Source organism: Azospirillum sp. Marseille-Q6669 (genome assembly GCF_965111635.1).
Genome location: NZ_CBCOOP010000003.1, coordinates 585909 through 607055 on the forward strand (window position 1 = coordinate 585909; position 21147 = coordinate 607055).

Sequence of the window (21147 nt, forward strand, 5' to 3'; positions counted from 1 at the left end):
CCCATCATGGGGACGATGTTTCACCCCGACCGCCCGGGGAATGCCCCTCAATAGTGGGCCGGCGCGGCGCCCTTGCGGTTCTTCAGCCAGGCGCCGACGCGGTGGCGCCACTGCTCGTGCCAGATGTAGACGCTGTTGCGGACCCAGTTCATCTGCACGGCGCGGCGCCGGCCCTCGAAGGAATGGTGCCCGTGCCAGGAGGTGTCGGAGCGGCGGAAGCACAGCAGCGTGCCCTCGTCCGGCGGCACCTCGGCGGCGTAATCCTCCAGGTTCGGGCTGCGCAGCACGCGCAGGCGCCCGCCCGACGCCTCCCAGGGCGGGTTCATGTAGATCAGGACGGTGACGATCTTGCTGGCCGAATCGGGGTGGATCTTGCCGTCGGTCGCCCGGCACATGCCGCGGGCGGTGAACATGGTCGGGTAGCGCGACAGGTCCAGCCCGAACTTCTCCGAAAAGGCCTGGCAGACCGCCTCGCCGCGCAACTCCTCGATCAGGGCGTCGAAGGCCGGCCCCTGTGGGAAGACGCCCAGGGGGATGGAGCCGGGCTTGTCCACCTTGGGGTAGTCGCGGTGCAGCGTCTCCAGATGCTCCCGCTTCACGAAGCCGGGGACGCAGAGGAAGTCGAACGGCTCGTGCTGCAGCGGGGTGGCGCGGAAGCGGTCCAGATCCAGCAGGGAGGTGGGCATGGACATGGGGCGGTCTCCAGACGGCAGCAATTCAGGCCACGGGCGTGTCGGGGAAGGCCAGCTCGTGGCGCGCGCGCCATTCCGGGCCGACATAGTTCACGATGATCGACTTGCGGACGCCGCGGATCGGGCGCGGGGCGAAGCCATGCCACGTGTCCGTCGCGGGAACGAAGACCAATCCCCCATTGAAGGCGTAGGGCGCGCGGGTGACGACGGTGCGGGTGGCGTTCAGCACGTCGGTGCCCCAGTTGGCGCAGTCCGGCCCCTTGGAGAGGTAGATCAGCATCGTGAACTTCTTGACGCCGATGTCGGTGTGCGGCTCCAGCCAGAAGCCGTCGGTGTCCTGGCAGTATTCGATGCGCAGCGAGGTGCCGGCCAGATCGACGCCGCAGGTCCGCTCGATCGCCTCCGTCACCGCCCGGCGCTGGAAGGCCGTTGCGACCGCGTCGCAGACGGGATGCTCGGCCCGGCTGCGGGCGCAGAAATAGCTGCGGGTGGCGTTGTTGGTGTCCCGCTTGCCCATGGTGTCGCCAATCGGCGGCGGCGCCCAGGGCAAGGCGGCGATGCCGTCCGCGGCCTCGTCGGTGAGCGCGCGCGACAGCAGCCAGTGGCGGTAGGGGTCATCCTTGGTCGGGGCATCGTCCAGGGAGCGGATGAAGGCATCCTGGACCGCGTCAGGCGAAACCATGCGAAAAGATCCAATGCGTCCCAGCGGTAAAGGCGAATTACCATAGGGCGGCACACGCGCTAAATGAATTAGCGTTCATGAACCGTTTGACAGGATTCCTTCCTGAACAGCGCAAGCAAACAACAACACGCCGCGGCATCGCGAAGCGTGGTGCGCGCCGGATTTCAGGCGCCGTGCTTGGCACGGTGGGCCAGAAGGCGATGGCGCAACTCCTCGGCGACTTGCCGGGTGTCGTCCAATGTTGGGTGGGTCCAGTGTTCCAAGGCCCCGGTGAAGGGACGGGTGATGCCTTCCTTGTAGAGTTCTTCGTGGAAACTGCGGAACTTGGGCGAGCCGCCCTCCAGCTCGATCACATAGACCGGCTTTCCGGTGGAGCAGGCTTCCGAGGTCATGGACACGCTGTCGCAGGTCACCACCACCGCGTCGGCCAGACCGAGATAGGCGAAATAGGGATTCTCCCCCGTGCCGTCCCACACCTCCGCCGGCAGGCCGTTCAGGCGCGCGCGCAGGATCGCCTCGTTGTCGGCGCCGGTGCGGCGCGACGGGGTGACCATCAGCCCGGCTCCCTTGCTGCGGGCCAACTCCGACAGCTTCTCCGCGACGTCGCCCATGATGGTCGGGGTCAGGGCGTAGACGCCGTTGGTGCCGCCGATCAGCACGGCGACGCGCGGGTGCGGCAGGTCGGCGAGCCGGGGGGCGTGGCGCTGCGCGGCCTCGGCCAGCAGCTTGGGCGTCACCCGGTGCAGGGCGCCGCGGGTGGCCATCACGTTGGGGCCGCGCAGCCGGTCGTGTCGGGGCACCACGACGAGGCCGAAATGGCGTGGATTGATCTGCGGGTCCTGGATGTAGACGGTGAAGGTCCGCCCGCGCGACTGCTTGCTGGCGGCCAGCAGCGGCGCGATGGCCTGGCGACCCGAGCCGATCATCAGGTCGGGCCAGGGCGCGCGGATGGGATCGCCCTCCGGCCCGGCGGCAAAGCGGTTGCCCAGCCGCAGGAAGGGGCTGAGCTGACGCCACGGGCTGCGCAGCCGCACGCGCTTCACGACGGGAGTGAGGCCCAGCGCCTCGGCAAGGCCGATGCACTGGTTTTCCATGCCGGGCTTGCCGTCCGACACGACCCAGCAGGTAAGGGAACCGGAAAGAGAGGAATGCATCGTCACACGAATGGTTTGGGGATGCGGCTGGTTGTCGCGTCTGGGTGGGCGTCGGGGCCGGATACATCGATAGAAAGTTTTTCCACCAACGCCGATACGGGTTTCTTGCTTGGCGTGGATGGCTTCGCCGTGTAATATCCTTTCTTCAAATCACCCCCGGAGCGACCGAGCAAACCATGCGGCGGGTCAAACTCGACCGAATTGACCGGCGGATTTTGCGCGACCTGCAAAATGACGGCCGGATGACCAACGTAGAACTCGCGAGGCGTGCCGGCATCTCTGCCCCTCCGTGTTTGCGGCGTGTCCGCGCCTTGGAAGAGGCGGGCTTCATCCGCGGCTATCACGCCGACATCAACCCCGACGCGCTCGGGTTCGGTGTCACCGTGTTCGCCCAGGTTGGCCTGTCCAGCCAAGCTGAAGTGGACCTAAAGAAATTCGAGGAACTCGTCAACTCCTGGCCCATGGTGCGTGAATGCAACATGCTGGCGGGCGAGTATGATTTCCTGCTGAAGATCGTGGCGGAGGACTGGGACGACTACCAGCGCTTCCTGACCACGAAGCTGACGGCGGCGCCCAACGTGGCGCACGTCAAGTCGGCCCTGTCGATCCGCACGTCGAAGCACACCCCCGGTGTGCCGATCGACGTCGATTCGCCGGACATCCCCGACTCACTGGAGGATGACGACGAGGAGGACGAGGGCGAGTCCTCGACCCGAGTGGCGCGCCGCTGACGCGGCGCCGCACCGACGCGATGCCTTTTCCGGGACAGCCGGCACCGTACCCCGCGCATGGGATGTGGTGTCGGCTGTTCGCGTTTCGGGAACGCGGCCCTCGCGCAATTTTGTAACGCCGAGCGTTTCCGAAAATGGATTCCTGCCCGTCTTCGCACGTGCGATGCTTTCCACGGCGAAGGTGATAAACTTGCGCGCAACCGACTATGCCGATATTGCCCGTGACCGGGAGACGATGATGGCCTCACCCCGACGCCGTGCCCTTCCGCCGCGCCTTTTCCTGCCGACGCTGGCGCTCGCCGCCGCTTTGGCCTTGCCGCCCCTGCTCGGCTCCCCGCCGGCGGTGGCGGCCACGCCGGGCGTCCATGCGGAGGAGATCGTCCGCTTCCCCTCGCTCGACGCCGACCTGACCAGTGGCGCCCCGACGCCCCTGACCGGGCGCTTCCTGCGCCCCAGGGCCGACGGCCCCTATCCCGCCGTCGTCCTGCTGCATGGCTGCAGCGGCCTCTATGCGAAGACCGGGCGGGTGGCCTCCCGGCACATCGACTGGGCGCTGACGCTGCGCGAGCAGGGGTACGCGGTGCTGATGGTCGACAGCTTCGGCCCGCGCGGCGTGGCGGAGGTCTGCACGGTGAAGGACCGCCCTGTCCGGGCGACGGAGGAGCGCAAGCGCGACGCCTGGGCGGCGCTGGCCTATCTGCGCGCGCGCAGCGACGTCGACAGCGACCGGATCGCCCTGATGGGCTGGTCGCAGGGGGCGGGCACCGTGCTGGCCGCCTATGGGCCGGGCGGGCAGGGGAATGGCTTCCGCGCCGCCATCGCCTTCTATCCCGGCTGCCGGACGCCGCTGAGCGACACCGATTGGCAGCCGGAAGGGCCGTTGCTGATGCTGCTGGGCGGCAAGGACGAATGGACCCCGGCCGAGCGCTGCCTGGAACTGGCGAGCCGCGAGCCGGTGAAGGAGCGCACCGAGGTGGTGGTCTATCCCGACGCCCATCACGGCTTCGACTCCCCCCATGCGCCGCTGCGCAAGCGCCGCAATCTGGCGACCGCCCCGGCGGGCGAGGCGACGGTCGGCACCGACGAGTCCGCCCGCAAGGATGCCATCGAACGGGTCAGCGCCTTCCTGGCGGAGCGGCTGCGGGGCTAGCAGGCTGTTCCAGGGATGAAACAAAGGATGAAAACAAAGCGCCCCGCACCGGTTGTCGGTGCGGGGCGTTTCGGTTCGCGGTCGGTGGCGGGGCCGCGCCTTGCGAACCGGCCCCTGAAGCTTGAACCCGCGCTTACTTGAAGGCGACGGTGACGATCTCGTAGACCTTGGAACCGCCCGGCGTGGAGACTTCCACGCTGTCGCCGACCGACTTGTTGATCAGCGCGCGGGCCAGCGGCGCCTGGATGGACAGCATGCCGTTCTTGATGTCGCTCTCGTCCTGGCCGACGATCTGGTAGGTGATCTCCTCGTCGGTGTCCTCGTCCGCGAGCGTGACGGTGGCGCCGAACTTCACCGAACTGCCGGACAGCTTCGTCGGGTCGATGACCTCGGCGCGGCTGATCTTGTCCTCCAGCTCCGCGACGCGGCCCTCGATGAAGCTCTGGCGTTCACGCGCGGCGGTGTATTCGGCGTTCTCCGACAGGTCCCCGTGCTCACGCGCCTCGGCGATCGCCTTGATGACGTTGGGCCGTTCGACAGTCTTGAGGTGCTTCAACTCCTCTTGCAGGCGGTTGTATCCCGCCGCAGTCATTGGAACTTTTTCCATCGTTCAATCCATCACCATGCCGACGCAGCGCCCTGGGAAAGCTACGGCGCGGCGGAGGAGGTCCGCCGCGCCGTAAACCGTCCTAATAGGAACCGCTAAGGTACGACTGCAACGGCGCGACTTCAAGGCTGCCGTTCCGGAGTGCGGCAATCGCTTCCACCGCCGCGCGTGCACCGGCCATGGTGGTGTAGTAAGGCAGGTTGTAGGTCAGCGCCGTGCGCCGCAGGCTGAAGCTGTCGGACAGGGCCTGCGCGCCGTCCGTGGTGTTGATGACCAGATGCACCTCGCCGTTGATCATCGCGTCGACGATGTGCGGCTGGCCTTCCACCACCTTGTTGATCGACTCCGCCGGGACGCCGGCCTGGCGCAGCGCCGCCGCGGTGCCGGTGGTCGCCAGGACGCGGAAGCCCATGGCGTGCAGCTTCTGCCCGATCTGCACGGCCGACGGCTTGTCGCGCTCCTTCACCGAGATGAAGACGGTGCCCTGGACCGGCAGGGTGACGCCGGCGCCGAGCTGCGACTTGGCGAAGGCCAGCGCGAAGTTGTGGTCGAGGCCCATCACCTCGCCCGTCGACTTCATCTCCGGGCCGAGCACGATGTCGACGCCGGGGAAGCGGGCGAAGGGGAACACGGCCTCCTTCACGGCGGTGTGCGGCGGGGTCGGGCCGTTCAGCGTGAAGTCGGCCAGCTTCTCGCCGGCCATGACGCGGGCGGCGACCTTGGCGATGGCGGTGCCGGTGGCCTTGGCGACGAAGGGCACCGTGCGGCTGGCGCGCGGGTTGACCTCCAGGATGTAGACCGTGCCGTCCTTGACCGCGAACTGGACGTTCATCAGGCCGACGACGTGCAGGGCGCGGGCCAGCGCCTCGCCCTGGCGGCCGATCTCGGCGATGGTCTCGGCGGGCAGCGAGTAGGGCGGGAGCGCGCAGGCCGAGTCGCCGGAATGGATGCCGGCCTCCTCGATGTGCTCCATGATGCCGGCGATGTAGACCTGGCCGGTGGCGTCGGCCACCACGTCCACGTCCACCTCGATGGCGTCCTGCAGGTAGCTGTCGATCAGCACCGGGTTCTTGCCCGACACCTTCACGGCGTTGCCCATGTAGCGCTTGAGCCCGGCCATGTCGTGGACGATCTCCATGGCGCGGCCGCCCAGCACGTAGGACGGGCGGATGACCACCGGGAAGCCGATCCGCGCGGCGACCGTCTCCGCCTCCTCCAGCGACCGGGCGAGGCCGTTGGCCGGCTGGAGCAGGTCGAGCTGGTGCAGCAGCTTCTGGAAGCGCTCACGGTCCTCGGCGAGGTCGATGGCGTCCGGCGAGGTGCCGAGGATCGGGATGCCGGCCTTCTCCAGCGCGTCGGCCAGCTTCAGCGGGGTCTGGCCGCCGAACTGCACGATGCAGCCGAGCACCGTGCCGTTGCGCTGCTCGACGCGGACCAGCTCGATCACGTCCTCGGCGGTCAGCGGCTCGAAATACAGGCGGTCGGCGGTGTCGTAGTCGGTGGAGACCGTCTCCGGGTTGCAGTTGACCATGATGGTCTCGATGCCGGCCTCGCGCAGGGCGTAGACGGCGTGGACGCAGCAATAGTCGAACTCGATGCCCTGGCCGATGCGGTTCGGCCCGCCGCCCAGGATGACGACCTTCTTCTTCTCGGTCGGGTCCGATTCGCACTCGGCGGCACCCGTGCCGTCGGTCTCGTAGGTCGAGTACATGTAGGGCGTGCGCGAGGCGAACTCGGCGGCACAGGTGTCGATGCGCTTGAAGACCGGCGTGACCCCGGCGGCGCGGCGGGCCTCGGCGACCTCGCCCTCGGATGTGCCAGCCAGCTCGGCCAGACGGGCGTCGGAGAAGCCCATCTGCTTCAGCGCCTGCCAGCCGGCCTTGTCGGTCGGAAGGCCGCCGCTGCGGATCGCCTGCTCGCGGTCCACGATGGCCTTGATCTGCTCCAGGAACCACGGGTCGTACTTGGAGACCTGCTGGACCTCGGCGACGGTGAAGCCGTGGCGGAAGGCCTGGGCGATGACCAACAGGCGGTCCGGCGTCGGCCGGGCCAGCGCGCCGCGGATGGCGGCGGCGTCCGGCGTGTCGCTGTCGCCGATGCGCACCTCGTTGAAGCCGGTCAGGCCGGTCTCCATGGAGCGCAGCGCCTTTTGCACCGACTCCTGGAAGGTGCGGCCGATCGACATGGCCTCGCCCACCGACTTCATCGAGGTGGTCAGCAGCGGCTCGGTGCCGGCGAACTTCTCGAAGGTGAAGCGGGGCATCTTCGTGACGACGTAGTCGATCGTCGGCTCGAAGCTGGCCGGGGTGGTGCCGGTGATGTCGTTGGTGAGCTCGTCCAGCGTGTAGCCGATGGCCAGCTTCGCGGCGATCTTGGCGATCGGGAAGCCGGTGGCCTTCGACGCCAGCGCGGAGGAGCGCGACACGCGCGGATTCATCTCGATGACGATCAGACGGCCGTTCGCCGGGTTCACCGCGAACTGGACGTTGGAGCCGCCGGTCTCCACCCCGATCTCGCGCAGCACCGCGATCGAGGCGTTGCGCATGATCTGGTATTCCTTGTCCGTCAGCGTCAGCGACGGGGCGACGGTGATCGAATCGCCGGTGTGCACGCCCATCGGGTCGATGTTCTCGATGGCGCAGACGATGATGCAGTTGTCCGCCTTGTCGCGGACGACCTCCATCTCGTACTCCTTCCAGCCCAGCACCGATTCCTCGATCAGCACCTCGCCGACCGGGCTGGCGCGCAGGCCGCCGCGCACGATGTCTTCGAACTCGGCGCGGTTGTAGGCGATGCCGCCGCCGGTGCCGGCCAGCGTGAAGCTGGGGCGGATGATCGCGGGCAGCCCGACGAACTCCAGCGCCTCGGTCGCCTCCTGCATGTTGCGCACGAGGCGCGAGCGCGGCGATTCCAGGCCCAGCTTGTCCATGGCGTCGCGGAACAGGATGCGGTCCTCGGCCTTGGCGATGACGTCGCGCTTGGCGCCGATCATCTCCACGCCCAACCGTTCCAGCGTGCCGTCGTCGGACAGGGCCATGGCGGTGTTCAGCGCGGTCTGGCCGCCCATGGTCGGCAGCAGGGCGTCGGGGCGCTCCTTCTCCAGGATCTTCGCCACCACGGCCGGGGTGATCGGCTCGATGTAGGTGGCGTCGGCCAGACCCGGATCGGTCATGATGGTGGCCGGGTTGGAGTTGACCAGGATGACGCGGAAGCCTTCCTCGCGCAGCGCCTTGCACGCCTGGACGCCGGAGTAATCGAACTCGCAAGCCTGGCCGATGACGATCGGCCCCGCGCCGATGATGCAGATGGATTTGATATCAGTGCGCTTGGGCATGGGTCCGCTTCTCGACGTTCGTGCAGCAAAAGCCCCCTCGCGCCATTGGCCCCTTTCGGGGCGCGGGTGTGAGAGGGCACGGATCAATATGTCGTTGCGAGGCCCCTTTATAGGGAACAAGGCGGCGCGGGGGAAGGGGTGGGATGATGCGCGGGCCACATGTCTGAAACATCGCCAGCGGGCGGCGAGGCAAGGCTTGAACCCGCGCCGAAAGGGCGTCATCAATCGGGGTGCGCCGGAAACCCGGCGTGTTCCGATCCTCGCCAGCGGGAGAAGCCCGCACACCCGTCCTGACCGCCTCCGGAGTTCGCACCCGACGATGACCCACGCTTTCGCCAAGGACAGCCGCGCCTGCGCCGCCTGCGTTTCGTGGGGGGGCGACCGCGCCCTGTCGGATGACAACACGCTCGTCCACGTCGACCGCTACAGCGCGGAGGGGGAGTGCCGGACGGCGACCAGCCAGGATTACCGGAAGGTCACGCGCTCCTACCACACCTGCCAGACCTGGGCGCCGCTGCCGATGCTGAAGAAGCACGGCGGACGGCCGGAGCGTCAGCCGGTCTTCGCCAGCCGCCCGGCGCCCGCCGCCGCGAAGCCGGTTGCGGAGGCCGTGGCGGCCGCGCCGGTGCGCGCGGTTCCGGCCGCGGCCGCCGTTCCGCCGCCGCCCCCCGCGCCGCCGGTCTGCCGGTCGGAGCCGCTGGACCTCGAGCAGATCCCGCAGATCGCCAGCCTGATCTACGTCCATTGGCGGCGCGTCCGCCGCGGGCGCGCGATGCCGGAGGCGCGCGACATCGACACCGCGCAGATCCGCGAATGCGTGCCGCGCCTGTGCCTGATGGAGCCGCTGCGCGGCGGCGAGGATTTCCTCTACCGCGCCTGCGGGCGGGCGGTGCAGCGCCGGATCGGCCAGCGCGCGGTGCCGCGCCCGGTCAGCGATTGCCACCCCGCCGAAGCGGCGGCGCGTTTCAACGCCGACCTGCGCGCCTGTCTGGAGACGGGGGAGCCGCGCGGCCTGCTGGTGCGCGACGACCCGATGCTGCCGGGCGCGCGCTTCGTCGAACTGCTGCTGCCGCTGTCCGACGAGGACGGCCGCCCGGCCCGCGTGCTGGCTTTCCGGCACGTGCCGGGGGGTTGACGGAGGCCGCGGTGCCCTGGAGCGCGGAGCCCCCACCGGAGTCTCCGATGCCGGCGCCCGGCGGTGCCAGGCCGGCCGGCGGCGCCGACATGGTGGGGGTCTGGCCGTCCGCCGTCTGGATCGTCGTCGGCACGCTCTTCTATCTGGAACACCCGCAGAGCTTCGCCGGCTGGAAGGGCGCACTCTATTATGTGGTCGGCACCGCCGTCGTGGCGCTGGTGATCGGCCTCGTCAGCCTGAGCCTGCGCCGTGCCGTTGCCGGCATGCTGGCCGAGGTATTTCCCCGCCGCGACCGCTTCACCGACCTCGTGAGCCTGATGCTGCGGCTGATGCTGGCCACGGCGGAGGGTATGCTGGTGGCTTTGCTCGCCCGCTGGACGCTGGGCGGGCTGGGCTAGGGTGGGGGTAGGGTGATCCTTCGCCAACCAATCGGCGCTACACTGTGCTTTCCGGGACCGATCGTCCTGGGGGGAGGGGCGTCATGCTGAACCTGTCCGCCTACTGGTCGCCGGCCGAATTAGCCGTGAACGGCGTCATCCTGCTGCATCTGGTCGGGGCGCTGGGGCTCGGCATTCTGATGGGGTACGAGCGCTCCTTCCACGGGCGGGCGGCGGGGATGCGCACTTACGCGCTGGTCTGCCTCGCCTCGACGGCGCTGACCGTCGTCAACGCCTATCCCGGCCTGTGGTACGGCGGCATCGGGAGCGGAAGCGGCGGGGGCGGCGACCCGACGCGGGTCGTCCAGGGCATCGTGACCGGCATCGGCTTTCTCGGCGCCGGGGTCATCATGCGGGAGGGCTTCTCCATCCGCGGCCTGTCCACCGCGGCGTCGATCTGGACGGCGGCGGCGATCGGGGTGACCGTCGGGCTGGGCTTCTACGCCGCGGCCATCGGCTTGGCCTTTCTGGTCATTCTGGTGATGAGCGCCTTCCGCCGGCTGGAGGCGGTGCTGCCCCACCACACGGTGGTCCAGGTGATGCTCGTCTTCGAGCGCAATCAGGCGCCCCCGGCGGAGGTGATCCGCGTCAAGGCGCTGGAGCACGGCTACGAGATCGTGTCCTGGGCCTTCCACCTGCGCAACGGCAGCGGCCACCTGGAGTATCAGCTCACGCTCCAGGCCAACGGCACGCCGGACCCGATGGAACTGATCGACAAGCTCGCCCACACCAGCCAAGTGGTGGAGTTCCGCCTGTCGCCGTCGCGCATGTGAGGACGGTGTAAGGGGCCCGGCGCGCCTACTTGTCCAACAGGAAATAGGCGAAGTCGATGCTGGGCGCGGCCAGCCCGAACTGCGTCAGCAGGGTGTGCGCCTGCCCGCGGTGGTGGGTCTGGTGGTTGAAGACATGGGCCAGCACCGCGGAAAAGGGCATGGTGAAGGCCTGCCCGGCCAGCGAGCGGTAGTGGAGGTCGGTGGCGAAGCGGGCCTCCTCCTGCTCCGCCACGACGCGGACGATGCGCTCGTCCTCCGCCTCGCGGGCGGCGCGCAGATCGTCGAAGCCGTCATAAAGGATCTCGTCCAGGGCGAAGGGCGTCGGCCCGTCGCCCTCGATGCGGCGCAGCCACACCCGGTCGGCCACCAGGATGTGGTTCAGCGTTCCCCGCACCGAGCGGAAGAAGGCGCTGCGGTCCTCGCGGTACTGGGCGTCCGACAAGTCGGCCGCCACCGCGTAGAGGCGGCGGTTGGCCCAGCGGTTGTAGCGCGCGAACCGTTCGAAATGCGCCTTCATCGCCCCATCTCCTGCGTTCAGACCCCGGCGCGCTTGGCCGACAGGCCGGCGGGGGACAGCAGCACCTCGCGCTTGCCTTGGTGGTTGGCCTGGCCGACCACGCGCTCCGTCTCCATCCGTTCGACCAGACGGGCGGCGCGGTTGTAGCCGATCTGGAGCTGGCGCTGGATGAAGCTGACCGACACCTTGCCCTCGCGCACCACCAGGTTGACGGCCTGCATGTAGAGGTCGTCGCCGGAATTGCCGCCGCCGCTCTCGTCGTCCTCGTCGGCGACCGCCTCATCCTCTTCCTCGGTGATGGCGGTGACATAGTTGGGGGCGCCCTGCGACTTGATGAACTGCACGATCTCCTCGACCTCCGAATCGGAGACGAAGGGGCCGTGGACGCGGGTGATGCGGCCACCACCGGCCATGTAGAGCATGTCGCCCTGGCCGAGAAGCTGCTCCGCCCCGGCCTCGCCGAGGATGGTGCGGCTGTCGATCTTGGAGGTGACCTGGAAGCTGATGCGGGTCGGGAAGTTGGCCTTGATGGTGCCGGTGATGACGTCCACCGACGGGCGCTGCGTCGCCATGATCAGGTGGATGCCGGCGGCGCGGGCCATCTGGGCGAGGCGCTGGATCGCCGCCTCGATCTCCTTGCCGGCGACCAGCATCAGGTCGGCCATCTCGTCCACGATGACCACGATGTAGGGGAGCGGCGTCGGCTCCTGCGGGGTCAGGTCGAAGACGGCCTCGGCCTCGCCGGGGACGGTGCGGCGGGGCATCGGCTCGCCGTTGGCGATCATCTCGGCGATGCGGGCGTTGTAGCCCTCGATGTTGCGCACGCCGAGCTTGGACATCGCCTCGTAGCGGCTCTCCATCTCGCGCACCGCCCAGCGGAGCGCGATCACCGCCTTCTTCGGGTCGGTCACCACCGGGGTCAGCAGATGCGGGATGCCGTCATAGACGGACAGCTCCAGCATCTTCGGGTCCACCATGATGAAGCGGCAGCGGTCGGGCGGCAGCCGGTAGAGCAGCGACAGGATCATCGTGTTGATGGCGACCGACTTGCCCGAACCGGTGGTGCCGGCGACCAGCAGGTGCGGCATGCGGGCGAGGTCGGCGACCACCGGCTCCCCGCTGATGTCCTTGCCGAGCGCGATGGCGAGGTGGGCCTGCGATTCGGCGAAGGCCGCATGGTCGAACATCTCGCGCAGATAGACCATCTCGCGCACCGGGTTCGGCAACTCGACGCCGATCACGCTGCGGCCCGGCACGATGGCGATTCGGGCGGTGACCACGCTCATTGAGCGGGCGATGTCGTCAGTCAGGTTGATGACCGTGGCCGACTTGGTGCCCGGCGCCGGTTCGAACTCGTAGAGCGTCACAACGGGGCCGGGGCGCACGTCCATGATCTCGCCGCGGACGCGGAAGTTCCGCAGCACCGTCTCCAGCATCCGCGCGTTGCGGGCCAGGACCGTCTCGTCATGCTGCTGCGGCGGGCGTGGCGGCGGATTCTGGAGAAGCGTGGTGCCGGGCAGGGCGTAGGGATCGTCCTCGCCGACGGATAGCGCTGCCTCGTCGGATTCGGGCTCGGATTCGTCGTCGAAGGTGTCGGTGTCGCCGATGTCCTCCGCGTCGTCCTCATAGGCCGCGTCGTCCTCGTGGGCCAAGGTGTCGTCCTCGGCTTCCTCCGACTCCGCTTCCTCGGACAGGGCCTCGGGCAGATCTTCGGGCAGATCCTCGGCGTCGGGAATGAGGACGTCTTCCACCTCGTCCGGCGCGTCCACCGCTGCGTCCGACGCCGGGGGCGGGACGGCGGTTTCCGCGGGGCGCGCCTCATAGGCCCATTCGACGCCGGACAGGAAGGCGAAGCCGGCGACCACCGCCAGCGCCTCGTCGCCGAGGTTGGTCGAATAGACCGTGCCGGCGCGCGGGGTTCCGGGAAGCACCTCAACGTCCCACAGCAGCCGCCCGTCCGGGCGCGCGTTGGGGATCAGGTTGAAGGGGCGGCCGTTCAGCGCGCACCACAGATTGAATTCGTCGGCGGTGACGACTCCCGACTGGGTCGCGGGCGCGGTCAGGTGGGGCGTGCGCGGCGTCATGCCGGGGCTCCCGGTTTCTGTTCGGTGGAGAAGGACTCGCCGTCGTCGGCGGCGTCGTCGGGGGTATCGTCGGTCTCGGTCTCGGTCTCGGTTCCGGCTTCGGTGTCCGCGGTCCCGTCCGTATCGTCGTCGATGTCGGCGCCCTCGTCCGCAAGGGACTCGGATTCGCTGTCCACCGCGTCGTCCGCCTCCGGCCCGTCATCATCCGGCCCGTCATCATCCGGAATGTCGATCTCCACCTCCGCCTCCTCATCCGCCGCGGCGGGGATGAGCGCGGCGCAGGGCGGTTCGTCCGGCGGCAGTTCGTAGGCGGCGACCAGGATCTTGTCGATGGTTTCGCCGTCGCTGGACATCGGCAGCGCCAGCCGCTCCCAGGTCCGCATGACGCCGCTGAAATCGGCGGTGTAGACACGGGCAACCGGCAGCCGTTCGCGCAGGAGCGAGGCGTATTCGGGGCGCAGGATCGCCCGCTGCTCCTCCGGCAGATCGTCCAGCGTGGCGCCCAGGCGCGAATGCCCGAAGGCCGCCGCGAGCGACTGGCCGTAATAGGAATAAACGAAGTCGTCGTCGCCGATGACCTCGAAAATCACAATATTATCCTTCCACGGCCGCAGGTCGGCCGGGGCGATGCTGCTGGACACCGGCGGCTTCCCGCCAGTGCATTTGGTGAGCCAGAAGTCAAGCAGGCCGCTCAGGTGCGGCGTCGCCAGCTCGGTTCTTTCCTTGATCATGGATTGGGCGCGGAATTCTCGGGCGGCGCCCCGCGGGGCTACCCCCTGGAGCTTTCATGGACCGCCGGAACCATACCCGGAAGGGACGGGCAGGCGCAACCGCAAGGGACCGCCCCGTTCAAGCCGGCTTAACCCTGTCGCCCGGATGCCGCAGTGGGGGCGGGAACCGTCTCCATGGTTCAGCCCCCGCACCGCAAGACCGCGTCACGCCGCGCAGGTCACCCCGGTCCCGCCCAGCCCGCAATAGCCCGCGGGATTCTTGGACAGATACTGCTGGTGATAGTCCTCGGCGTAGTAGAAGGGCGGGGCCTCGCGCAGCTCCGTCGTCACCGGGCCGAAACCGGCCTGCTCCAGGCGGGCCTGATAGGACTGGCGGCTGGCCTCGGCGGCGGTGCGCTGGGCGTCCGTGTGGGTGTAGATGGCCGAGCGGTACTGGGTGCCGACGTCGTTGCCCTGGCGCATCCCCTGGGTCGGGTCGTGCGCCTCCCAGAAGACGCGCAGCAGCTCCTCGAACCCGACCTTGGCCGGGTCGTAGACGACGCGCACCACCTCGGTGTGGCCGGTGCGGCCGGAGCAGACCTCCTCATAGGTCGGGTTGGGCGTGTGGCCGCCCTGATAGCCGACCATGGTCGACCAGACGCCAGGCACCTTCCAGAACTTGCGCTCCGCCCCCCAGAAGCAGCCGAGCCCGAAGTCCGCGACCTCCAGCCCCTCCGGATAGGGCGGGGTCAGCGGGTTGCCGTTGACATGGTGGCGCGGCGGCACGGGAACCGGCGTGTCGCGTCCGGGCAGGGCCTCCGCCGCGCTGGGCAGCGCCAGGGGCTTGCGCATGAACATTCCGAGCATCTCGGCCTCTCCGATGGCGTAGGATTTGGGGATTATGTCGGGTCGCCCCGCCCCGGAGGCAAGTCGGCGCCTTTGCGCGGGAGCCTTCCGCGGCCCCGCGTGTTTACCCTTCGGAATGTTCAGTCCAAGGTGGAACCGCGGGGAGAGAATCATGACGATCGACGACGCCACCCTCCAGCGCCTGATTGCCAAGGGACGCCAGCACGGCAACCGGCTCAGCGTCGAGCAACTCGGCAAGGACGTGCCGGTGGAGACGATGACCCCGGAGGAGGTCGCCGTGGTGGTGGAGCGGCTGGAGGCCGCGGGCATCGACGTGGAACTGACCGACGAGCGGCTGAAGCGCCCGCGCGGCGGTGGTGGCAGCGATTACCAGCGCGGGGCCGGGGTGGCCACCATCGCCAGCCCGGCGGCTCCCGCCGTCTCCGCACCCGGCGCCCGCCCGTCCGAACATGGCTGGGCCGACGAGGGGCTGGGCCACGCCCACGGCGCGCATCACGGCTCACGCCGGGCGCCGACCTGGGACCGCGGCGGGGTGGACATGCTGCCCGTCGTCTCGGTCATCGTGGTGGCGCTGGTGCTGATCATCGCCCTGGGCGGCTGAGGTCCGGCTCTCAGCCCGGCTTCGCCAGCGCGTGGATGAGGATGGCCGCGGTCGCCGCGACGTTCAGCGACTGGATGCGGCCGGTGCCGGGCAGGGTCAGGATGTCCTCGCAGGCGGCGAGGGTGGCGGGGGGAAGCCCGTCTTCCTCGTTGCCAAGCACGACGGCGGCGGGCCGCTCCCCCGTGGCGAGGGCCGCCGGGTCGGTGACCACCGCCCGGCCCCGGCCCAGCGCCGTTCCGGCCACCCGGTAGGACTCGCGCAGCCGCTTCAGGACCGTCGGCAGATTGGCCGCCCGGTACAGCTCCACCCATTCGAACCCGCCCTCGGCCACCCGGTAGGCGGACTCCGACGGCAGGGCCTGTCCGGGATGGTCCGACACGACGACGCGCCGCAGGCCGAAGAAGGCGGCGGTGCGCAGGATGGCGCCCAGATTGTGCGGGTTGCCGACTCCGTCCAGGATCAGCAACGGCTGCCCGTCCGCCGCCCAGCGCTTCGCCGCCTCGGTGTCGAAGGCGGGCACCGGGCGCGGCGGGATCAGCGCGACGACGCCACCGTGCAGGACCGTTCCGGCGACCTTCGCCAGCTCATCGGCCTCCACCATGCGGTAGGGCTTACGCGCCGCGGCCATCGCCTTGCAGAAGTCGCCGGTCTTCGCCTTCAGCCGCTCCTCGAAGAACAGCCGCTCCACGCGCGCCGCGTCATGGGCGAACAGGGCGGAGACGGCGGACAGGCCGGCGACGCGGAACAGCTTCCCCGGCTCTTCCCGCGGCTCCTCCCGGCGCATGTCCTTGCCGGCGCGGGCCGGACGCGGGGAGCGGGCAGGCGGGGGCGGGCGGACGGCCGCGCGGGGTCGTCGGCTTCGGCATGATGGACTCGGGGGCTTGGGGGAACGGGCCGGCATTCTGGACCAACCCGTTCCCGAACTCAAAGCCCTCAGTGGTTTGCGTTCTTGCTCCGCGCGTAGCCGGCGTAGGCCGCCGCCGCAGCGGCCGCGACCCCGGCGACGAGCAGGGGCGATACCCAGGCGGGCGGCGGGGTGCGGAAGCCGCCGGTGACGCCGCGGCCGCGTTCCACCGGACGGAACAGGTTGCCGTCGCTTGTCGCGGCGGGCGGGGTCCGGCTGAAATGGCGGTGTGCGCCGTGGCCGGCGATCTTCTCCATCAGGCGTGGCGCCACCGCGTGCCCCAGCCGGGTCAGCGGGGTCATCGCCCCGACCATCGCCTGGGCACGCGGGCGCAGGGCCACGGCCAGCACGGTGTCCGCCACGTCCTGCGGGTCGTCGTAGAAGGGGCTTTCCGCGTCCAGCTGGTGGCCGGTGTAATTGGCTCCGTGGGACATGCCCGGCGTATCGGTGAAGAAGGGATAGACGCCGCAGACATGGACGCCCGGCGCGTCGACCAGTTCCGCCCGCAGGCTTTCCAGAAGCCCTTCCAGCCCGAATTTGCTGGCCGCGTAGGCGGCGGCGTAGGGGGCGGGCGCCCAGGCCCCGACCGACACCGTGTTGATGAGCACACCATGGCCCTGCCGGCGGAACAGCGGCAGCACGGCGTGGGCGGCGTGCAGCGGGCCGAACAGGTTGGTCTCGACGACGCGGCGGTGCGCCTCCAACGGGGTGTCCTCGAACCGCCCGACGGCCCCGACCCCGGCGTTGCTCACCCAGACGTCGATGCCGCCGAACATCTGCACCGCCCGGTTGGCCAGCCGCCGAACCGCCTCCGCGTCGGTGACGTCGGTGGGCACCACCTCGGCCTCGCCGCCCAATTCCCGGCATTCCTCGGCGACCTCGCCGAGCAGGGCCTCCCGCCGGGCGGCCAGCACCAGCCGGGCGCCCTCCCGCGCGAAGGTCAGGGCGGTGGCCCGCCCGATCCCGCTCGACGCGCCGGTGATGACCACCACGGCCCCGCGCACGCTGTCCATCCGTCCTCTCCCATCAATGCCTCGCTGCGGCATCAACAGGACAGGACGGCACGGCGTCGCGGTGCCGCAGTGAAGTCGGGGTGGATCAGATCAGCTTGATCGCCAGGAAGCCGCCGATCAGCGCTACGGCGAAGGCGGTGGTGACCAGGGTCAGCCGCTTTTCGATGAAGGCGCGCACCGGTTCCCCGAACCAGTAGAGCAGGGCGGCGACTAGATAGAAGCGGATGGCCCGCGACAGGATCGAGGCGCCGATGAACACCCAGATGTTCAGCTTCGCCACCCCCGCGGTGATGGTCAGCAGCTTGTAGGGGATGGGCGTCATGCCCTTGATGATGAGAATCTCCGCGCCGTATTCGACGAAGGTATGGCGCAGCGTCTCGAACTGGGCTTCCAGGTGGTAGAAGTCGATGACCGCCTTGCCGATGGCCTCGTACAGGAAGAAGCCGATCATGTAGCCGGCGATGCCGCCCACCACCGAGGCCAGCGTGCAGATCGTCGCGATCCGCCACGCCGCCTGCCGGTTGGCGAGCACCATCGGCACCATCAGGATGTCCGGCGGGATCGGGAAGAAGGAGCTTTCCGCGAAGGAAACCCCCGCCAGCCAGGTGGTGGCGTTCTTCGAGGCCGCCTTGGCCATCGTCCAGTCGTAAAGGCGCTTCAGCATGCCGGTCGCAGCCCGTGTTGTGCCGGTGAGGGAGCCCCTGTTTTAGCGGGGGACCGTGTCAGCGGCTACGACCAATTCGGGGCGGCCCCGGAAAGGCTAAGCCATCGGCCTAGCGGGGCGCGGGCTTGCTCCCGGATTCGGCGGTGTCCGGTTCCGCCTTCTCAGGGTCGGCGCGCGACACCGGATCGCAGTCGCCGTCGCGGGAACCGCCGGGATGACCGCCCGGCATGCCGCGGTAGCGCGTGTCCGGGTTGGACCCGCCGCCGCCGCTCTGCTCGTCGCAAAGAGGCTCGATGTCGGTCTTGTGAATGTCCTTGGGCTCGGCGCCTTTTTGTCCTGCTGTGTCGTCGTCGGCCATGGCCGTTCTCCGGCTGCGGGGTGAGAAACCGGGCAACAGGCTGGCGGCCGTCCCGGTTCCCGCCCCGCTGACGCTCACTTCGTCGCGGATTCCAGATAGGCGATCAGGTCGGCCCGGTCCTCCGGCTTCGCCACCCCGGCGAAGGCCATGCGGCTGTCGGCAATCACCGCCTTCGGGTTGGCGAGATAGGGGTCGAGCGTCGCTGCGTCCCATTGGATGCCCGACGCCTTCAGCCCCTCGGAGTAGTTGGCGTAGTTGTCCACCGCGCCGGCCTTGCGCCCGAACAGCCCGTGCAGCGTGGGGCCGACGCGGTTCTTGCCCGCCTCCACGGTGTGGCAGGCCTTGCACTGGCGGAACAGCTTTTCGCCGTTTGCCGGATCGCCGTCGGCCAGGGCCGGGAGCGGCGCCGCGGCGAGAAGGACCAGGGCGGTCAAGGCCGTACGGGCGGCGGTGCGGGCGGCGGTGCGCATGGGTCGGGGGCCTCCTTCGTTTCGCCGCGGCGGAAGGTCGCGGCGTCGAGGGAGACTTTACGGATCGCCGGAGTCCGGGCCATTGGACTTTGGATCAGCGGATTCCGCGCCTTTTTCGAGCGCCGCCTCCGGTTTCAGCGCCTCGTCCAGCCAGGCGAGGTGGGGGGCGGCAGCGCGGCGGGCCTCCTCCTCCATGCGGCGGTAGCGGGCGATCACCTCCTGGCCGAAGGCGGTCAGGCCGGTCCCGCCGCCCTCCCGCCCGCCGACGTTGGTGCGCACCACCGGCTCGCGGAAGGCGGAATTCATGGTTTCCACCAGGAACCATGCGCGGCGGAAGGACATGCCGAGCGCCCGCGCCGCCGCCGAGATCGAGCCGGTGCGGTCGATCTCCTCCAGCAGGGACACCTTGCCGGGTCCGATGGCGCCGGAGGGGTGGAGGAAGCGCAGCCGGATGTCGGTCGTCATGTCCTGAAGTCTCGCCGGGAAACGGAAGGGTCTCCGCCCAAGGTATCATCTGTCGGCCAACGGTCGGTCCCGAATCTGGGGGCCCGAGCTTCTGCAACCAAAGTCGAATTTACCGGCCTTCCCCGAAACCGCGATAACGGCGGGGCGCTGTGACGGATACCGATCATCGGACGAACGGACACAGGGCGCACAACCCGCCAAACGTCATTCCACGACATTCAGTTCGGGCAATCCGCTTCGGGAGGAAACCGCCGTGATCCATCAGGCCCTGGAAACGCTCAGCAAGCAGGTCGCCATCCGGCCGCGCTACGACAACTTCATCGGCGGCCAGTGGGTGGCGCCGACGAAGGGTCAGTATTTCACCAACCTGACCCCGATCACCGGCAAGCCGCTGTGCGAGGTCGCCCGCTCCACCGCGGAAGACATCGAAAAGGCGCTGGACGCCGCCCACAAGGCCAAGGACGCCTGGGGCCGCACCTCACCGGCGGAGCGCGCGCGCGTCCTCAACAAGATCGCCGACCGGCTGGAAGAGCGTCTGGACGTGCTGGCGCTGGCCGAGACGCTGGACAACGGCAAGCCTATCCGCGAGACGACCCACGCCGACCTGCCGCTGGCCATCGACCATTTCCGCTACTTCGCGGGCTGCATCCGCGCCCAGGAAGGCTCCATCGCGGAGATCGACAACACCACCTACGCCTATCATTTCCATGAGCCGCTGGGCGTCGTCGGCCAGATCATCCCGTGGAACTTCCCGCTGCTGATGGCCGTGTGGAAGCTGGCCCCGGCGCTGGCCGCCGGCAACTGCGTCGTGCTGAAGCCCGCCGAGCAGACCCCGATGGCCATCATGGTGATGATGGAGATCATCGCCGACCTGCTGCCCGACGGCGTCATCAACGTCGTCAACGGCTTCGGCGTCGAGGCCGGCAAGCCGCTGGCCCAGAGCCCGCGCATCGCCAAGATCGCCTTCACCGGCGAGACGACGACCGGCCGCCTGATCATGCAGTACGCCACGGAGAACATCATCCCGGTCACGCTGGAGCTGGGCGGCAAGTCGCCGAACATCTTCTTCAAGGACGTGATGGCCGAGGAGGACGACTTCCTGGACAAGGCGCTGGAAGGCTTCGCCATGTTCGCGCTGAACCAGGGCGAGGTCTGCACCTGCCCCTCGCGTGTCCTGGTGCAGGAGAGCATCTACGACAAGTTCATGGAGAGGGCCCTGGCCCGCGTCGCCGCGGTCAAGCAGGGCAGCCCGCTGGACCCCGCCACCATGATCGGCGCCCAGGCCTCCATCGACCAACTCGAAAAGATCCTCTCCTACATCGACATCGGCAAGGCCGAGGGCGCCAAGGTGCTGATCGGCGGCGAGCGCGCCCATCTGGGCGGCGAACTGGAGAGCGGCTACTACGTCCAGCCGACGGTCTTCGAAGGCCACAACAAGATGCGCATCTTCCAGGAGGAGATCTTCGGGCCGGTGGTGTCCGTGACGACCTTCAAGACCGAGGAAGAGGCGCTCGCCATCGCCAACGACTCGCTCTACGGCCTGGGCGCCGGCGTGTGGAGCCGTGACGGCAACCGCGCCTTCCGCATGGGCCGCGCCATCCAGGCGGGCCGCGTGTGGACCAACTGCTACCACCTCTATCCGGCCCACGCGGCTTTCGGCGGCTACAAGCAGTCGGGCATCGGCCGCGAAAACCACAAGATGATGCTCGACCATTACCAGCAGACCAAGAACCTGCTGGTCAGCTACAGCCCGAAGGCCCTGGGCTTCTTCTAACCTTCCTGTCTCCTCCCTGACGACC

The 21147-nt window shown here is 69.0% G+C and carries 22 protein-coding genes; 7 read left to right on the forward strand and 15 right to left on the reverse strand.

Annotated features, from left to right (window positions below):
• Positions 1-47: 47 nt before the first annotated feature.
• From ACWPXE_RS20095 to ACWPXE_RS20105, 3 genes are all read right to left on the reverse strand, one after another.
• Positions 48-692: a 2OG-Fe(II) oxygenase gene (locus tag ACWPXE_RS20095; RefSeq protein ID WP_454019189.1), complete on the reverse strand. Its 645-nt coding sequence runs from the start codon at positions 690-692 to the stop codon at positions 48-50.
• A gap of 25 nt (positions 693-717) precedes the next feature.
• The gene (locus tag ACWPXE_RS20100; RefSeq protein WP_454019190.1) at positions 718-1374 is read right to left on the reverse strand and encodes a 2OG-Fe(II) oxygenase; all 657 of its coding nucleotides are present in this window, start codon (positions 1372-1374) and stop codon (positions 718-720) included.
• Positions 1375-1538: 164 nt separating this feature from the next.
• A complete protein-coding gene (locus tag ACWPXE_RS20105; protein ID WP_454019191.1) occupies positions 1539-2468 on the reverse strand; it encodes a mitochondrial fission ELM1 family protein in 930 nt (309 codons plus the stop codon).
• A gap of 236 nt (positions 2469-2704) precedes the next feature.
• Between ACWPXE_RS20105 and ACWPXE_RS20110 the strand changes: the two genes are divergently transcribed.
• On the forward strand, positions 2705-3259 hold the full coding sequence (locus ACWPXE_RS20110; protein WP_035675586.1) for an Lrp/AsnC family transcriptional regulator: 555 nt from the start codon (positions 2705-2707) through the stop codon (positions 3257-3259).
• 238 nt (positions 3260-3497) lie between these two features.
• Positions 3498-4409: a dienelactone hydrolase family protein gene (locus ACWPXE_RS20115; RefSeq protein ID WP_454019192.1), complete on the forward strand. Its 912-nt coding sequence runs from the start codon at positions 3498-3500 to the stop codon at positions 4407-4409.
• 133 nt (positions 4410-4542) lie between these two features.
• On the opposite strand, the gene greA is transcribed toward ACWPXE_RS20115, so the two are convergent.
• Together greA and carB are read right to left on the reverse strand one after the other, a co-directional pair.
• Entirely contained in the window at positions 4543-5016 is a 474-nt protein-coding gene (greA, locus tag ACWPXE_RS20120) for a transcription elongation factor GreA (RefSeq protein WP_079285121.1), read from the reverse strand.
• A gap of 82 nt (positions 5017-5098) precedes the next feature.
• Positions 5099-8350, reverse strand: a complete 3252-nt coding sequence (gene carB, locus ACWPXE_RS20125) for a carbamoyl-phosphate synthase large subunit (protein WP_449226526.1) — start codon at positions 8348-8350, stop codon at positions 5099-5101.
• Positions 8351-8669: 319 nt separating this feature from the next.
• Here carB and ACWPXE_RS20130 point away from each other — a divergent pair, with 319 nt between their 5' ends.
• The 3 genes from ACWPXE_RS20130 to ACWPXE_RS20140 all read left to right on the forward strand — a co-directional run bounded on the left by ACWPXE_RS20130 (position 8670) and on the right by ACWPXE_RS20140 (position 10695).
• Positions 8670-9485: a hypothetical protein gene (locus ACWPXE_RS20130; RefSeq protein WP_454019193.1), complete on the forward strand. Its 816-nt coding sequence runs from the start codon at positions 8670-8672 to the stop codon at positions 9483-9485.
• A gap of 47 nt (positions 9486-9532) precedes the next feature.
• Positions 9533-9883, forward strand: a complete 351-nt coding sequence (locus ACWPXE_RS20135; protein WP_454019194.1) for a hypothetical protein — start codon at positions 9533-9535, stop codon at positions 9881-9883.
• A gap of 83 nt (positions 9884-9966) precedes the next feature.
• On the forward strand, positions 9967-10695 hold the full coding sequence (locus ACWPXE_RS20140; protein ID WP_454019195.1) for an MgtC/SapB family protein: 729 nt from the start codon (positions 9967-9969) through the stop codon (positions 10693-10695).
• A 25-nt stretch (positions 10696-10720) separates the two neighbouring features.
• On the opposite strand, the gene ACWPXE_RS20145 is transcribed toward ACWPXE_RS20140, so the two are convergent.
• The 4 genes from ACWPXE_RS20145 to msrA all read right to left on the reverse strand — a co-directional run bounded on the left by ACWPXE_RS20145 (position 10721) and on the right by msrA (position 14873).
• Entirely contained in the window at positions 10721-11212 is a 492-nt protein-coding gene (locus tag ACWPXE_RS20145; RefSeq protein WP_454019196.1) for a DinB family protein, read from the reverse strand.
• Positions 11213-11229: 17 nt separating this feature from the next.
• Positions 11230-13296, reverse strand: a complete 2067-nt coding sequence (locus ACWPXE_RS20150; RefSeq protein ID WP_454019197.1) for a DNA translocase FtsK — start codon at positions 13294-13296, stop codon at positions 11230-11232.
• Entirely contained in the window at positions 13293-14027 is a 735-nt protein-coding gene (locus ACWPXE_RS20155) for a PAS domain-containing protein (RefSeq protein WP_454019198.1), read from the reverse strand. The genes ACWPXE_RS20150 and ACWPXE_RS20155 overlap by 4 nt, the downstream gene beginning before the upstream one ends.
• A 204-nt stretch (positions 14028-14231) precedes the next feature.
• Positions 14232-14873 (reverse strand): peptide-methionine (S)-S-oxide reductase MsrA, encoded by a 642-nt coding sequence (msrA, locus tag ACWPXE_RS20160; protein ID WP_454019199.1) that lies wholly within the window; start codon positions 14871-14873, stop codon positions 14232-14234.
• A gap of 151 nt (positions 14874-15024) precedes the next feature.
• Between msrA and ACWPXE_RS20165 the strand changes: the two genes are divergently transcribed.
• Positions 15025-15474, forward strand: a complete 450-nt coding sequence (locus ACWPXE_RS20165) for an RNA polymerase sigma factor region1.1 domain-containing protein (protein WP_454019200.1) — start codon at positions 15025-15027, stop codon at positions 15472-15474.
• Positions 15475-15484: 10 nt separating this feature from the next.
• On the opposite strand, the gene ACWPXE_RS20170 is transcribed toward ACWPXE_RS20165, so the two are convergent.
• The 6 genes from ACWPXE_RS20170 to ACWPXE_RS20195 form a co-directional block, all read right to left on the reverse strand.
• Positions 15485-16258: a TrmH family RNA methyltransferase gene (locus ACWPXE_RS20170; protein WP_454019201.1), complete on the reverse strand. Its 774-nt coding sequence runs from the start codon at positions 16256-16258 to the stop codon at positions 15485-15487.
• A gap of 149 nt (positions 16259-16407) precedes the next feature.
• Positions 16408-17391 (reverse strand): SDR family oxidoreductase, encoded by a 984-nt coding sequence (locus ACWPXE_RS20175; protein WP_454019202.1) that lies wholly within the window; start codon positions 17389-17391, stop codon positions 16408-16410.
• A gap of 85 nt (positions 17392-17476) precedes the next feature.
• The gene (locus ACWPXE_RS20180) at positions 17477-18055 is read right to left on the reverse strand and encodes a YqaA family protein (RefSeq protein WP_145677520.1); all 579 of its coding nucleotides are present in this window, start codon (positions 18053-18055) and stop codon (positions 17477-17479) included.
• A gap of 109 nt (positions 18056-18164) precedes the next feature.
• A complete protein-coding gene (locus ACWPXE_RS20185; RefSeq protein WP_454019203.1) occupies positions 18165-18413 on the reverse strand; it encodes a hypothetical protein in 249 nt (82 codons plus the stop codon).
• Positions 18414-18487: 74 nt separating this feature from the next.
• Complete coding sequence (locus ACWPXE_RS20190; protein WP_454019204.1) at positions 18488-18883, reverse strand: c-type cytochrome; 396 nt, start codon at positions 18881-18883, stop codon at positions 18488-18490.
• A 57-nt stretch (positions 18884-18940) separates the two neighbouring features.
• Entirely contained in the window at positions 18941-19348 is a 408-nt protein-coding gene (locus ACWPXE_RS20195) for a winged helix-turn-helix domain-containing protein (RefSeq protein ID WP_454019205.1), read from the reverse strand.
• A 253-nt stretch (positions 19349-19601) separates the two neighbouring features.
• Between ACWPXE_RS20195 and adh the strand changes: the two genes are divergently transcribed.
• Positions 19602-21122, forward strand: a complete 1521-nt coding sequence (gene adh, locus ACWPXE_RS20200; protein ID WP_237902980.1) for an aldehyde dehydrogenase — start codon at positions 19602-19604, stop codon at positions 21120-21122.
• Positions 21123-21147: the final 25 nt, after the last annotated feature.